13 protein-coding genes are annotated in these 13,801 nt (G+C 61.5%); 5 read left to right on the top strand and 8 right to left on the bottom strand.

All coding sequences use genetic code 11. The features are described from left to right. Window positions 1-29: 29 nt before the first annotated feature. On the bottom strand, window positions 30-1,331 hold the full coding sequence (locus ACQY1P_RS18100; protein ID WP_062582477.1) for a PQQ-dependent sugar dehydrogenase: 1,302 nt from the start codon (window positions 1,329-1,331) through the stop codon (window positions 30-32). A gap of 156 nt (window positions 1,332-1,487) precedes the next feature. Then, window positions 1,488-2,198 carry a FadR/GntR family transcriptional regulator gene (locus ACQY1P_RS18105; protein WP_092659950.1) on the bottom strand — a complete coding sequence of 237 codons (711 nt, stop codon included), beginning with the start codon at window positions 2,196-2,198 and terminating at the stop codon, window positions 1,488-1,490. 156 nt (window positions 2,199-2,354) lie between these two features. Between ACQY1P_RS18105 and ACQY1P_RS18110 the strand changes: the two genes are divergently transcribed. From ACQY1P_RS18110 to hydA, 5 genes are all read left to right on the top strand, one after another. Beyond that, complete coding sequence (locus ACQY1P_RS18110) at window positions 2,355-3,152, top strand: ABC transporter substrate-binding protein (RefSeq protein WP_430254762.1); 798 nt, start codon at window positions 2,355-2,357, stop codon at window positions 3,150-3,152. A gap of 78 nt (window positions 3,153-3,230) precedes the next feature. Then, a complete protein-coding gene (locus ACQY1P_RS18115; protein ID WP_092659948.1) occupies window positions 3,231-3,902 on the top strand; it encodes an amino acid ABC transporter permease in 672 nt (223 codons plus the stop codon). Further along, entirely contained in the window at window positions 3,902-4,651 is a 750-nt protein-coding gene (locus ACQY1P_RS18120) for an amino acid ABC transporter ATP-binding protein (RefSeq protein ID WP_430254765.1), read from the top strand. The genes ACQY1P_RS18115 and ACQY1P_RS18120 overlap by 1 nt, the downstream gene beginning before the upstream one ends. A gap of 28 nt (window positions 4,652-4,679) precedes the next feature. Beyond that, window positions 4,680-5,948, top strand: coding sequence for a cysteine desulfurase-like protein (locus ACQY1P_RS18125; RefSeq protein WP_430254767.1), 1,269 nt, complete (start codon window positions 4,680-4,682; stop codon window positions 5,946-5,948). A 14-nt stretch (window positions 5,949-5,962) separates the two neighbouring features. Then, window positions 5,963-7,381 (top strand): dihydropyrimidinase, encoded by a 1,419-nt coding sequence (gene hydA, locus ACQY1P_RS18130; RefSeq protein WP_430254769.1) that lies wholly within the window; start codon window positions 5,963-5,965, stop codon window positions 7,379-7,381. 107 nt (window positions 7,382-7,488) lie between these two features. On the opposite strand, the gene ACQY1P_RS18135 is transcribed toward hydA, so the two are convergent. The 6 genes from ACQY1P_RS18135 to kdpC form a co-directional block, all read right to left on the bottom strand. Continuing rightward, the gene (locus tag ACQY1P_RS18135) at window positions 7,489-7,914 is read right to left on the bottom strand and encodes a plastocyanin/azurin family copper-binding protein (RefSeq protein ID WP_062582465.1); all 426 of its coding nucleotides are present in this window, start codon (window positions 7,912-7,914) and stop codon (window positions 7,489-7,491) included. A 100-nt stretch (window positions 7,915-8,014) separates the two neighbouring features. Beyond that, a complete protein-coding gene (locus ACQY1P_RS18140; protein WP_062460654.1) occupies window positions 8,015-8,833 on the bottom strand; it encodes a GGDEF domain-containing protein in 819 nt (272 codons plus the stop codon). A gap of 207 nt (window positions 8,834-9,040) precedes the next feature. Beyond that, window positions 9,041-9,712, bottom strand: coding sequence for a DUF2161 domain-containing phosphodiesterase (locus tag ACQY1P_RS18145; RefSeq protein WP_430254771.1), 672 nt, complete (start codon window positions 9,710-9,712; stop codon window positions 9,041-9,043). Window positions 9,713-9,787: 75 nt separating this feature from the next. Next, on the bottom strand, window positions 9,788-10,477 hold the full coding sequence (locus ACQY1P_RS18150) for a response regulator transcription factor (protein ID WP_209901730.1): 690 nt from the start codon (window positions 10,475-10,477) through the stop codon (window positions 9,788-9,790). Further along, window positions 10,474-13,176, bottom strand: a complete 2,703-nt coding sequence (locus tag ACQY1P_RS18155) for a DUF4118 domain-containing protein (RefSeq protein ID WP_430254773.1) — start codon at window positions 13,174-13,176, stop codon at window positions 10,474-10,476. The genes ACQY1P_RS18150 and ACQY1P_RS18155 overlap by 4 nt, the downstream gene beginning before the upstream one ends. Window positions 13,177-13,231: 55 nt before the next feature. Then, window positions 13,232-13,798, bottom strand: a complete 567-nt coding sequence (gene kdpC, locus ACQY1P_RS18160; RefSeq protein ID WP_113109811.1) for a potassium-transporting ATPase subunit KdpC — start codon at window positions 13,796-13,798, stop codon at window positions 13,232-13,234. Window positions 13,799-13,801 lie beyond the last annotated feature (3 nt).

Below are 13,801 nucleotides of genomic sequence, written 5' to 3' on the forward strand. Positions count from 1 at the left end.
AATCAACTCAAATGTTCTACGTCGCGCGATCAAGCGCCGGTGACGCGCCAGATGACATCGCCCACATCGTCCGCCATCAGCACGGCACCGTCGGCGGCGAGAGCCACTCCGACCGGACGGCCGAAGGAGTGCTTTTCGTCCTTGGACAGGAAGTCGGTGAGGATTTCGCGCGGCATTCCCACGGGCTTGCCGTTCTCAAAAGCGACGAAGGCGAGCTTGTAGCCGGAAAGCTTGGACCGGTTCCACGACCCGTGCTGGCCAATCGCCATCCCCGCCGGAAAGCCGGGCAGCGTGCCCGCCGGCAACCAGCAGAGCCCGAGCGACGCCGTATGGCCGCCCAGCGCATAGTCGGGCTGCTGCGCGGATGCCACCTTGGCGGCGTCCTGCGGAACCCGGTCGTCCACGACCCGGTTCCAGTAGCAGTAGGGCCAGCCGTAGAACCCGCCGTCGCGAACCGATGTCAGATAATCCGGCGGCGTCTCGTCACCCAGGCCGTCACGTTCGTTGACGACGGTCCACAGCATGCCGCCCTCGGGCTCGAACGCCATGCCGACGGGATTGCGAAGACCACCGGCAAAGATGCGCGACTGGCCCGTCTGAAGGTCGTATTCGTGAATGCAGGCGCGATTTTCTTCCACGCCCATGCCTTCGTCGGCAATATTGCTGAGCGATCCGACGGCGACAAAAAGCTTGGTGCCGTCCTTGCTGACGATCAGGTTGCGCGTCCAGTGTCCGCCAGGCACCAGATCCATCAGCTTCTTCGGCTGCGCGGTAATCTTCGTCGCGCCGGCCTCGTAGGGATAGGCCAGAAGCGCATCGCTTGCTCCCACATAGAGCGTGTCGCCGACAAGCGCGATGCCATAGGGCTGGCGTACGTTTTCGATATAGGCGAAACTTTGCTCGGCCACGCCGTCGCCATCGGCGTCGCGCAGCAGCGTCACGCGGTTGGGGCTGTCGCCGGAAGCGCGCGCCCGCTGCATCGTCGCCGACATCGCATGGTCGAACAGGCTGCGCGGATTGCCCCGCTCGCCCATCGATTCCGCCACCAGCACATCGCCATTCGGCAGAACATGCATGTTGCGCGGATGCACAAGCCCGCGCGCAAAGGCGTTGACCTTGAGGCCCGCCGCTGCCGTTGGCTTGTGATCGCCCTCCCAGCCTTTGGCTGTCGGCATCTTCAGCGTCGGGATCTTGCCCTGCGGCTTTGCGGCCGGAATGGCCGGCGTCGTGCCGAACACCGGCTGCCGCGGGCCATCCCCCGAATGACGAATGAGAACAGCGCCCTGGCCGATAAAGGCGACGACGCGGGCAAACAGAGAAGGCTCAGTCATGGGGGAACTCTGACATTGAGGAATCCGAAGAGCAGAACGCTAAAGCCTTTATGCAACAGACACTAGAGGGCAAAGGCACAATTTATCAGAGCATCCACCACCACTCGGGTTGCCGCCCGGGTGACCCTTCGGCCACCGGATGCGGCCGCCTTCAGCCTATGGCTGAAGGCCTGCACAGCGCGCGGTGTTGCGAATATGCGTTTCCATTTCGCTCTTCGCCAAAGCCGCATCATTCGATCTCAGGGCCGCAATGATGCGCCGGTGCTCGGCGATCGACTGTCGCATGCGCTCGGGATCCGTCATCGGGATCGGTTGCCGCTGGGTTTCGGTGACCTGATCGCGCACCGTCTGGTAGAGCGCCTTCAGCATGGTGTTTGCGCAGGCTGAAACGATCGTGCCGTGAAAATCGAGATCCGCCTCGACGTTTGCGAGCAGGTCCTGGCGGGCCCAGCAATCCTCCATCGTCTGCGTCGCCATTTCCATCTTCTCGAGCTGCGCCTGCGACAGGCGGCCCGCGGACAGACGCGCGATCTCCCCTTCCAAGAGGATGCGGGTCTGGAACACGTCGAACACCGAATAGCTGTCCGAGTAACGCCACGGCGCCATGTGACCGGACTGGCTGATGGCGCCGTCCGAGACCGAGCTCGAACCCGCCGTCACGAACGTGCCGCGACCGGCTTCGGTCTTCAAAAGGCCTAGCGTTTCCAGGGTCAGCAGCGCCTCGCGCAAAGACGCCCGGCTGATCCCGAACTTTTGCGAAAACTCACGCTGTGACGGGATCTTCTCCCCGGCCTTCAGCTGGCCGGCCTGGATCATCGTCTGGATTTCGCGGGCCACCGACTGCGGAACGAGCGTTTTGTTGAGCATGCGAACCTATTCCAGCTGGGCCCCTGCGGCCTGTCAGATATATTTTTCCCCGACCTATCTTGCAAAGCCCAAAGTGCCGTGCTTGTTTGGTCGGACTGGTCTGACCAGTTAGACCAACATAGATTGCGTCTCATCATAAAAACAAGGGGTTCTTCAATGCTACATGCGTCACGCATCAAAACCACTGTTCTCGCCAGCCTGTTTACAGCGCTTGGCGCAATCGGCGTTCATGCCGCCGATCTTACCGTCGGCGCCAATATCGGCAATGTGCCCTGGGAATTCGAGGATGCCAGCGGCAAGGTGACCGGTTTCGAGATCGATCTCGTCAACGAAATCGCCAAGCGCCTCGGCAAGACCGTCGAATTCGTCAACACGCCGTTCAACGGCCTGTTCCCGGCCGTCCAGTCGGGCCGCATCAACATGGCGGTGTCATCGATCACCATCACCGAGAAGCGCCTGCAGTCGGTGTCCTTCGCCCAGCCCTATTACGATAGCGACCAGTCGCTGACCGTCACGGCCGCTTCCGGCATTACCGGCCTCAAGGGCATGGATGGCAAGGTCGTCGGCGTCGATACCGGCTCGACCGGCGACATGTGGGCAGACAGCCACAAGGGCGAATACAAGCTCGGCGAAATCCGCCGCTTTGAAGGCCTTCAGCCGGCCATGCTCGATCTCGTCGCCGGCCGCGTCGACGGCTACATCTCCGACATTCCGGCCCTGCTCTACTACGCCAAGGACAAGCCGGAACTGAAGGTCGTCGAGCGCATTCCGACCGGCGAAAAATACTCGATCATGTTCAACAAGGGCGATCCGCTGGCGACCGAAGTCAACGCCGTCATCACCACGCTGAAGGGCGAAGGCTTTATCGCAAAGCTCCACCAGACATGGTTCGGTGCAAAGGCCGAAGACACGACCTCGACCGTCGCCGTTCTCGACATGCCGAAGGCCAAGTAAGGCTCACCCGAGCACGCTTGAATTGCATCCGGCGGAGCGCAAAACGCTCCGTCGGCTTGCCAAGGGAGCCGATCCGGCATGAACCTTCTCAATACATTCTTCAACATACCGGTCTTTCTGAACAGCCTGCCGCAGCTGCTCTGGGGTCTGGTCGTCACGCTGCAGATCGGCATCACCAGCATTCTGGTCGGCCTTGGCGGCGGACTGTTTCTGGCAGTGGCACGGCTTTACGCTCCGGCATTCTTTCAGGCCCTGATCCGCATCTATATCGACATCTTCCGCTCGATACCGCTGCTGGTTCTGCTGATTGTCGTCTACTACGCCCTCCCCTTCGTCGGCATCCGCCTGTCGCCGTTCCTGTCGGCCGTAACCGCGCTGTCGCTTGTCTCGGCCGCCTACACCGCCGAGATCTTTCGCGCCGGCATCGAGGCCATTCCGCACGGGCAGTTCGAGGCGTCGGCAGCGCTGGGCCTGTCGGGTCGCAGCACGATGATGGATATCATCCTGCCTCAGGCGATCCGCATCGTTATTCCGCCGCTCACCAACAATTGCATCAACGTCATGAAAGACACGGCGCTTGCCTCCGTCGTCGCCATGCCGGATCTGCTCAAGCAGGCAACCCAGGCGCAGGCGCTCAACGCCAACCCGACGCCGCTGATCGGGGCTGCTCTCATCTATATCGCGCTGCTCTGGCCGATGGTGGCCGTCGTTGCGCGTCTCGAAAAGCATTATAGCCGGGGGAAACGCTGATGGCGAAGACAACCGGCCCCCTCATTTCGATCCGCCGCCTGAACAAGGCCTATGGCACATTCACCGTTTTGCACGATATCGATCTCGATGTGGCCGAAGGAGAAGTGGTCTGCATCATCGGCCCCTCCGGCTCCGGCAAATCGACGCTGATCCGCTGCATCAACCACCTCGAAGCGTTTTCACCCGAAAGCACCATCACCGTCGACGGCACCCGTGTCGCGCCGGGCCCGGCTCTTGCGAAAGTGCGCGCCGAAGTCGGCATGGTGTTTCAGTCGTTCAATCTCTTCCCGCATATGACGGTGCTGAGAAACGTCATGCTGGCACCGATGCGCGTCAGGAAGGCATCGCCAGAAGACGCCGAGCGCAAAGCCCGCGAACTACTGGCGCGGGTCGGCATTTCTGAACAGGCGGAAAAGTTCCCCGGCCAGCTCTCCGGCGGCCAGCAGCAACGCGTGGCAATAGCCCGGGCGCTCGCCATGGAACCCGGCGTGCTGCTGTTCGACGAGCCGACCTCCTCGCTCGATCCCGAAATGGTCGGCGAAGTGCTGGACGTGATGCGCAAGCTCGCCGGCACCGGCGTCACCATGATCATCGTCACCCATGAGATGGGATTTGCTCGCCAGGTCGCAGACCGGGTGATCTTCATGGATGCGGGACGCCTTGTCGAAGCGGGCACGCCGGCCGAAATCTTCGACAATCCTAGGGAAGAACGGACACGCAGTTTCCTGCGCGCCGTGCTCAATCATTGACAAGAACAACAAACGCAGGACCACAGGGATGAACACCACCTCTCCACTCGATCTCGACTACGTGCGCAGCCAGTTTCCCGGCCTCGCGCGCGGCTGGACGCTGTTCGACAACGCCGGAGGGTCGCAGATCCTCAAAGGTGCGGTTGAGCGCATCAACACATTCCTGATCGAGAAGAACGTCCAGATCGGCGGTTCCTACGCGGTCTCGCAGGCAGCGGCCGCCGCACTCTACGAGTCGCGGACTGCTGCCATGCATCTGGTCAACGCATCGCGTCCGGAAGAAATCGTCTTCGGCGCTTCCACCACTCAGCTGCTGCAAAACCTTGCCCGTGCCATGCAGAGCCAGCTCTCGCCCGGCGACGAGATCATCGTCACGGTCAGCGATCACGAATCCAATATCGGCCCCTGGGACCGGCTGCAGGAGCGCGGCATCACGCTCAAGTTCTGGCCGCTCAACAAGGACACGCTGACGCTCGATCTGGCCGACCTTGCACCGCTGATGAGCGATCGCACCAAGCTGGTCTGCGTGACGCACGTGTCGAACATCCTCGGATCGATCAACCCGATCAGAGAGATCGCCGATTTTGTGCATGCCCGCGGCGCAAAGATCTGCGTCGATGCCGTGGCCTATGCCCCGCACCGCGCCGTCGACGTGCAGGCGCTGAATGTCGATTACTACGTCTTCAGCCTCTACAAGACTTATGGTCCGCACTACGCGCTGATGTATGGCAAATACGATCTGCTGGCCGAGCTCGACACGCTCTACCATTACTTCTACGGCAAGGACAAAGTGCCGGGCAAGCTGGAGCCGGGCAACCCGAATTACGAGCTCGCCTATTCAACCTGCGGCATCGTCGATTACCTGACGGCGCTCGGCGAACAGGCCGGCGAGACCGGCACGGTGCGCCAGAAGATCGAAGCGGCCTTCGCTGCGATCACCGCTCAGGAAAACCTGCTGGTGGAACGCCTTCTCGCTTACCTGCGCACACGCAACGACTGCCGCATCGTCGGCCAGACGACAAACAGCGGTAGCACGAGGGTCCCGACGATCGCGTTCCGCTTCGATGGCCGCGACGCCGGCGAAGTCTGCAAGGCGATGGACGGCGACAAGATCGCCATCCGCTTCGGCGATTTCCACTCGCGCCGGCTTGCCGAATATCTTGAGCTGACCGACCACAGCGGCATGGTTCGCGTGTCGATGGTGCACTACAACACGCTGGAAGAGATCGATCGCTTCACCGCAGCACTCGATCGGATCCTCGCAACCGACGCCGGTCGCGCGGCCGCCGCCGCTTGAAGAAGGAACGGATCATGCGCTTCGATACGGTCATCAGACACGGCACGGTGGTCACAGCGAGCGACACGTTCGTGAGCGATGTGGGCATCAAGGACGGCCGCATCGCTGCCCTTGCGGCAGAGCTTACCGAAGCCGATGAGGTGATCGACGCGACAGGACTGTTGGTCCTGCCGGGTGGTATCGACAGCCATGTCCATCTCGACCAGCCGTCCGGCGACGGCATCGTCATGGCAGACGACTTCGATTCAGGCACCCGGTCGGCGGCGATCGGCGGCAACAGCACGGTTCTGGCCTTCTGCATGCAGGAGAAGGGCCAGAGCCTGCGCGAGGCGCTGAAGATCTATCACGCCAAGGCCGAAGGCAAATGCCATGTCGACGTCGCCTTCCATCTTGTCATCACCGATCCGACCCCTGAAGTCCTCGGCCAGGAACTGCCGGCACTCGTCGAGGACGGCTACACCTCGCTCAAGGTGTTCATGACCTATGAGGGTCTGCGGCTGCGCGACGACGAGATCTTGGCCACGCTCGACACCGCACGGCGCACCGGCGCGCTGGTCATGGTTCATTGCGAGAACGAGGATGCGATCCGCTACCTGATCGGCCGGCATGAGGAAGAAGGCAAGTTCGCGCCGAAATTCCATGCCACGACCAGACCAATCGCCGCCGAACGCGAAGCCACCCACCGAGCGCTGTCGCTGGCCGAAATCGTCGATGTGCCGATCGTCATCGTCCATGTCTCGAACAGAGAGGCGATGGAGGAAATCCGCCGCGCCCGAAAGCGGGGCCAGAAGATCGCCGGCGAAACCTGCCCGCAATATCTGATGCTGACGGCTGATGATCTCGACCAGACGGAGATGGAAGGCGCCAAATTCGTCTGCTCGCCGCCGCCGCGCGACAAGGCGAGCCAGGATGCCTGCTGGGAGGGACTGGAACAGGGCGTCTTCGACCTGTTCTCCTCCGACCACTGCCCTTTCCGCTTCGACGATCCGGAAGGCAAGCTCAACGAAAAGGGCAAGCGGAATTTCCGCTGGATCCCGAACGGCATACCGGGCGTCGCCACCCGCCTGCCGATCCTGTTTTCCGAAGGGGTCATGAAGGGGCGCATCGACATCAACACGTTCGTTGCCGTGACCTCGACCAATCATGCCAAACTCTACGGTCTCTATCCCCGCAAAGGCACGATCGCGATCGGCGCCGATGCAGACATCGCGCTTTGGGATCCGGACAAGCGCGTCACCGTCACGAACGACCTCCTGAAACACGGCGCGGACTATACGCCCTATGAAGGGCTCGAGATCCGCGGCTGGCCGGTGCAGGTGCTTCTTGGCGGCAGGACCATCGTCAAGGACGGAGAGCTGACCGGGCCCGAAAGCCGCGGCCGCTATCTCCCGCGAAACCGCTCGTCCCTGACATCGAGCCGCGGTTCAACCTGAGGCGTTGCACAGCTGCAACGCCTTTCGCTGGCCACCACGTCTGCCTGACGGTCCGATCGTGACTTGACCGCCGCTATGAGGCGGCGGAGCCCACACGCAAGCGGTGATTACTTCGTCACCGTGAGGGTCGCATGCATGCCGGCTTCGTAATGGCCCTTGATGTTGCAAAAGAGCATATACGTTCCGGGGACGAGCTTGGCCTTCAACTGGCCGTCGGCACCGGGCTTCAGATCGGCAACTTCGCCAAGGCTTTTCAGCGTCTTCTCATCGACGCGATGTTTGGCCTTGACTACGGTGAGTGTCTGATCTGGCGACTTCAACTTGACGAGCACCATTTCGTGCTCCTCGGTCGTCGCGTCGTTGTGGACCATAAACGTTGTGTCGCCTGCCGGAACGGTCGTCTGATCCATCGTCAACGTCATCGGCTCACCCGCTTCGCCGGACTCGACAACCTTGACCATAGAGCCGGCCAGTGCAGGCGTTGCAGCAACGAAAAGGGCAAGTGCAATAGCGGTGTTTCGGATTGTGAGCATGGGTTTACCTCCGGTTGTCATCACCGGATGGGTATGACGGCAAGCTGACAGCGGCCTGAACGAATTGGAGCGTGTTCTCACCGCCTACCGGAGCAGGCCGTTACATCGTGGCCACCTTATGGGCGTCGAGAATGACCGCGATGTCTTTGCTGTGAACGACACAATTGCGCCCGGACGCCTTGGCAACGAACAGCGCCTTGTCGGAGGCCTGGTAGAGAGCCTCGAACGTAGGGTAGTCCTCCTGGTCCGCAACGCCACCGGACACCGTGATATCGACCTGCCTTTTGCCCGCTTGTATGGGCCGCGCAGCAATCAGGGCCCTGCAGCGGTGCGCGAGCGAGAGACGCTCCGTCGGCGAAAGCGCTGACACGAGGACTGCGAACTCCTCACCACCGATCCGGGCAACGGCACGACTTTGCGAAAAGATCTCGGCGAGCTGATGCGCAACTGCAATGATGGCCTGGTCCCCGATATCGTGGCCAAAGCGGTCGTTGATCGCCTTGAACTTATCGATATCGAACAGGATGAGAGAAGATGCGGCGGGAGCGCGCGTCACCTCATCCAGGAACGCTCGCCGATTCATCAGCCCCGACAACATGTCCGTCCGGCTCAAATGCTCGAAAGCCGCCCGGGAGATCGTGAGGTGATGAATTGCTAGACCAACGATATAGACGATCGAAAATGTCAGCGCCGATGCAACGACAGTCGAGATGATAACCCCAACCGTTGCGGCGGGCACGACGTCATACGGCAGCCATCCCAAGGCATGAAGCGTGTAGTGGGCCGCAACGTTGAGAATGTCGGCAACAACGGTGACGCAAACGGTCATGAGCAATGCGAATGCGAGGACTTTGCGTCGCGTCTCGAACCGGTCCGACGCACAGGCCTGCTTGATGTAGCGGTCGATCAAAGCAAGCATGCGGTAATTCCAATACGGTTCGAAACGACCACGCGGACGCGCCTGGCGGCTTTCAGCTCGCCACACTGAACTACAAACGCATTGAGACTTCGTGAATCCGAACACAAGTTAATTCGCGATTAAGTGTCGCAAATAATTCTCGCATTTCCTCATAAAACTGATGCAGCCATGGAACATTGGCGTGGTCGTGGGAGCCCCTGCCGGTAATCAAACGTCAGAAGACCGGGGATCCGGCTGGGGCCATCTCTCCAGTGCTTCACGGCCAGCGTCGGTGAGGCCGTAGACGCCTCTGTCGAGCCGCTCGAACCATCCATAGACGTTGGAAAGCAGGATCTTGCCGGCATCCGGGGCAACCGCCCTGATATCGCGCACGCGGGACGGACCGTTGGAGACCATGGCGGCGCAGCTAAGCGCCTGCTGGCGATAGGCGGTCATGACGGGAACCCGCGTACTGCCGCCCAGCACGGGATCGCCGCGTCTCTTCTGGTGTTCGCGCATCAGCCTGGAACGTCGTTTCGGATTGGTCCGCGGCATCGGCGACACGGAGCCGACGATGACGCTCACATCTCCTGCGGCCGAAACGCCGAGAATACCGATGCCAAGCCGGCGGCAGAGGTCGCGGTAGCGCTTGTCGGTTTCGCGGCCCTTGCCCTTGAGCGAAAGTTTTGCCGCGATCCAGACCTCGTCCGCGATTGCCGCCCTGTCCACCGCCTGGAGAATAAGCTCGAGATTGAAGCTCAGCTTGAGCTCGCAAATGACGACGACCGTGGGATCGCCCTCGCTCAGGCCGACGAGATCACAGCCGCCGACTTCGCCCTTTACCACATAGCCTGCAGTCTCGAGGAAGGATTTGACCGGTCGATAGAGGGAGGTTTCCATGGATGCGCATCACAGTCGGGAATCAGGCTGCAGACATACACCGATCAACCGGCCAGATCACCCCGCCGCCGGATTTCAGCTTTCGGTCAGCCGGTAACCGACGCCCGTTTCGGTCAAGATATACCTCGGCTGGTCGGGCATTTCCTCGATCTTCTGGCGGATCTGGCGCACGTAGATGCGCAGGTACTGGATGTCGGTGACCTCCCCCCAGACCTGATCGATCAGGTACCGGTGGGTCAGCACGCGCCCCGCATGCTGCACGAGGATCCGCAGGATGTCGTATTCCTTGCGCGAAAATTTTACCTCCTCGCCCTTCACCCTGACCACGCGCCGCACGAGATCGACACTGAGATCACCCGTCTGGAAGATCGGTTTTTCGCCCTGGGTCTGCAACCGGTGACGCAACGCAACCCGGATCCGCGCAATCAGTTCGTTCATGTTGAACGGCTTGGTGAGGTAATCGTCTGCCCCCATTTCCAGCGCCTTGACGATCCCTTCCTCATCCGTCCGGCTCGACAGGATCACGATCGGCAGCGTCAGCCCCTCGGCGCGCCATTTCGCCAGAAGATCGTGCCCGGCCATATCGGGCAGGCCGAGATCCAGCAGAACGAGGTCGGGCTGATCGGCAGCCACGAGTTCCATTGCGGTCTTCGCGTTCGGTGCTTCGATGATGACGAAATCCTGCGTCGAAAGCCCGACCCGCAACAGCTTGCGGATCGGCGGCTCGTCATCGACGACCAGAATTCTCGTGGCGGCCTGGTTCATCGCATGTCTCCGTCAATCTGCAGCTGGGCCGGAATTGGCATACGGATCGTAAAGATCGCTCCCTCACCCGCTGGTCTGTTTCCCGCCGTCAGACGCCCACCCATCGCTTCGATGAAACCGCGGCTGATGGACAGTCCAAGGCCCGTGCCGGCCTTGACATGATCGATCTTGCGCACCCGGTAGAAAGTGTCGAACACCCGTTCCAGGTCGGCATCGGGGATCCCCGGCCCCTCGTCCAGAACGGCAAGGGTGACGTATTTCGCATCTGACCAGCCCAGAACCTCGATCGTTGTACCCTCTGGCGCATATTTGGCCGCGTTGTCGATGAGATTGAAGAGTGCCTGCTCCAGAAGCACCGGATCGCTTCTGATCATCGGCATTTCGGATGGAATAGCCACCTTCAGCTTGTGATCCGCGGTGATTTTCTGTGCCCGCTTCAAGGCCGTCCCGACGATATCGCCGACATAATGAAGCGCAAAGTTTGGCTCCATGGCGCCGGAGCCGATGCGCGTCATGTCGAGCAGGTTCACGATGAACCGGTTAAGGCGCTCGGACTCCTCGATCACGGTGGTCAGAAGTTCATCTCGCGAATGATCGGTCAGGTTCGCCCCGAAATCCTTGAGCGTGCTCGCCGACCCGAGCACGGCCGAAAGCGGCGTCTTCAGGTCATGCGAAAGCGAGGTCAGCAGTGCGGTGCGCAGTTTGTCCGTTTCGGCGGCAAGCTTTGCCTTGTCGACATCAGCGACGAGTTGAATACGCTCGATCGCGAGTGCGGCCTGATCGGCCAGCGCATCGAACAGACGCTGCTGGTCCGGGGTGAGCAACGGTCCCTGCCGGTCGTTGTCGAGCCCGACAACGCCGATCGCCCCGCGTCCGGTGCGCAACGGCAGGTACAACCGCTTGGCGCCGGGTAACGTATCGGCCGCGCGGCCGGCCGGACGATTGTGTTCCCATGTCCACTTCGCCGCCGCGATGTCGGCATCGACAAGCGTGTCATCAGGCGGATAGCCGGCCCGGACGGCAAGGGTGTCGTTCTCGGGCAACAGAATGACGACCCGAACCTTCAGCATGGAGGCGATCTGGAACGCGGTGGCCCAGAGCACGTCGTCAAGCGTTCCCGTGCCGGCAAGCTTCTTCGAGAACAGGTAGAGATCCTCGGTCGTGCGGGCTCTCTGCCGGGCGGCGATTGCCTGCCGTTGAACCGACGCGGCCAGATTGCTTGCGACAACTGCGGTTCCGAGAAACGAGAGAAGCGCTACGACGCTTTCCGGATCTCGGATCGTGAACGTGAAGCGCGGCTCGAGAAAGAAGAAATTGAAGGCGAGAGCGCCGATGAAGGACGCATAGAGACCCGGCCCCAGCCCTCCCCGGATTGCCGAAGCGAGCACGCCCATCAGGAAGACGAGTGCCAGGTTCTGCACGTCGAGCGCCTGGTCGAGCAGCGAGCCGACCACAACCGCTGCCGTCATGAAGAGGGTGGCGCGGATATAGTGTTTCGGGTTGATCTTCCTTGCCGGCTGCGCCGAACGGACGCCCGTCGAGACAGCCTCCTCGCTGCCGCCGGACATGACATGAACGCTGATTGCCCCGGAATAGCGGATCAGATCGTGCGTGATCGACCCATCCCACAGCTCCCGCCAGCGCGGCTTGGTCGACTTGCCGATGATCAGGTGATTGAAGTTGTGAGCATTGGCGTAAGCGATGATTTCGCGCGACACCCTTGAGGCAGGCAGCGTCACGGTTTCGGCACCGAGCTGTTCAGCAAGCCGCATCGCCGCCGAAAGACGGTCCTTGTCGGCCTCGCCCAGATTGGCAGATCCGGGCGTCTCCAGATGCAGCGCCGTCAAGGGTGCCCGCAGCCTGTCGGCCTGGCGTCTGGCGTAGCGCACCAGTGCCGCGCCGTTTCGGCCATGATCGAGGCAAACGAGAATGCGTTCGCCCGCGGCCCAGGGACCCGCAATGGCATGCGCCTGCATGTGATTGAGAAGCTGATCGTCCACCCGTTGCGCGGTGCGACGCAGCGCCAGCTCGCGCAGAGCAGTCAGGTTGCCGGGAGAAAAATAGTTCTCGACCGCACGCCGCGCGGTCGTCGGCAGATAGACCTTGCCGTCATGCAGCCGCTTGATCAGATCCTGCGGCGTAATATCGATGATCTCGATATCGTCGGCGCGGTCGATCACCGAGTCCGGCACTGTTTCCCGAACACGGATACGCGTGATCTGCGCGACGATGTCGTTCAGGCTCTCGACATGCTGGATATTCAGCGTCGAAAATACGTCGATGCCACTGGCGAGAATTTCGAGGACGTCGAGGTAGCGCTTGGGATGGCGGCTGCCGGATGCGTTGGTGTGGGCGAGTTCATCGACCAGCACCAGCCGCGGCTTCCTGGCAAGGATCGCATCGAGATCCATCTCGTCGAGCTGCTGGCCGCGATAGTCCAACACGCGGCGGGGAATCATTTCGAAGCCCTCGACCAGCGCTTCGGTTTCTTTCCGCCCGTGGGTTTCGACCACGCCGATCGCCACATCGATGCCGTCGGCCTTTCGGCTGCGGCCGGACATCAACATTTCATAGGTCTTGCCGACGCCGGGTGCGGCCCCGAGAAAGATCTTTAGCCGGCCACGCCCCTCCTGCCGGGCGTACTCGAGAAGAGCGTCCGGTGATGGTCTGCTAGCGCCTTCGTGTTTTGCGTCCGGCATGGAGGTCTTTCGTTCCGCAAACGAGCGGCGGCCAAACTGACCGCCGCTCGTTCAACTACGACTTCTCGGCGTCGAGCGCCATATTGAGCGCCAACACATTCACCACTGGCTCACCCAGAAAGCCCAGTTCCCGCTGTTCGATATGACGCTCGACCAGGGCGCGAACCGCGGCTTCATCCATGCTGCGCGCCCTTGCGACACGCTGCACCTGAAACAGCGCCGCTTCCGGCGAGATATGCGGATCAAGACCACTGCCCGATGCGGTGACGAGGTCGATCGGCACATCCGCGCCCGGGTTGGTCGCTTTCGCAGCTTCCGTGTCGGCCTTCACGCGATCGATCAGCTTCTGACTGGTCGGGCCGAGGTTGGAACCAGACGACGAGGCCGCGTTATAGCCATCGCCTGCAGCCGACGGGCGACCATGGAAATACTGCTCGCCGGTGAAGGCCTGGCCGATCAGCGCGGAGCCGACGACCTTGCCATCCTGTTCGATCAGGCTGCCATTCGCCTGGACGGGGAAGATCGCCTGGGCGATGCCGGTCATGGCAAACGGATAGATGAGGCCGGTGATGACGGTGACGGCAACGATCATGACGATTGCCGGACGGATCTGTTTCAACATGAC

It is taken from the genome of Neorhizobium sp. DAR64872/K0K18, from assembly GCF_050500175.1.
Lineage (GTDB): Bacteria > Pseudomonadota > Alphaproteobacteria > Rhizobiales > Rhizobiaceae > Neorhizobium > Neorhizobium soli.

Excerpts from the sequence above, each read along its gene's own strand:
- ACQY1P_RS18150 (WP_209901730.1), bottom strand. The coding sequence starts at position 10,477 with ATGAACCAGGCCGCCACGAGAATTCTGGTCGTCGATGACGAGCCGCCG.
- ACQY1P_RS18100 (WP_062582477.1), bottom strand. The coding sequence starts at position 1,331 with ATGACTGAGCCTTCTCTGTTTGCCCGCGTCGTCGCCTTTATCGGCCAG.
- ACQY1P_RS18115 (WP_092659948.1), top strand. The coding sequence starts at position 3,231 with ATGAACCTTCTCAATACATTCTTCAACATACCGGTCTTTCTGAACAGC.
- ACQY1P_RS18155 (WP_430254773.1), bottom strand. The coding sequence starts at position 13,176 with ATGCCGGACGCAAAACACGAAGGCGCTAGCAGACCATCACCGGACGCT.
- ACQY1P_RS18125 (WP_430254767.1), top strand. The coding sequence starts at position 4,680 with ATGAACACCACCTCTCCACTCGATCTCGACTACGTGCGCAGCCAGTTT.
- ACQY1P_RS18120 (WP_430254765.1), top strand. The coding sequence starts at position 3,902 with ATGGCGAAGACAACCGGCCCCCTCATTTCGATCCGCCGCCTGAACAAG.
- ACQY1P_RS18140 (WP_062460654.1), bottom strand. The coding sequence starts at position 8,833 with ATGCTTGCTTTGATCGACCGCTACATCAAGCAGGCCTGTGCGTCGGAC.
- ACQY1P_RS18110 (WP_430254762.1), top strand. The coding sequence starts at position 2,355 with ATGCTACATGCGTCACGCATCAAAACCACTGTTCTCGCCAGCCTGTTT.
- kdpC (WP_113109811.1), bottom strand. The coding sequence starts at position 13,798 with ATGTTGAAACAGATCCGTCCGGCAATCGTCATGATCGTTGCCGTCACC.
- ACQY1P_RS18105 (WP_092659950.1), bottom strand. The coding sequence starts at position 2,198 with ATGCTCAACAAAACGCTCGTTCCGCAGTCGGTGGCCCGCGAAATCCAG.
- hydA (WP_430254769.1), top strand. The coding sequence starts at position 5,963 with ATGCGCTTCGATACGGTCATCAGACACGGCACGGTGGTCACAGCGAGC.
- ACQY1P_RS18145 (WP_430254771.1), bottom strand. The coding sequence starts at position 9,712 with ATGGAAACCTCCCTCTATCGACCGGTCAAATCCTTCCTCGAGACTGCA.
- ACQY1P_RS18135 (WP_062582465.1), bottom strand. The coding sequence starts at position 7,914 with ATGCTCACAATCCGAAACACCGCTATTGCACTTGCCCTTTTCGTTGCT.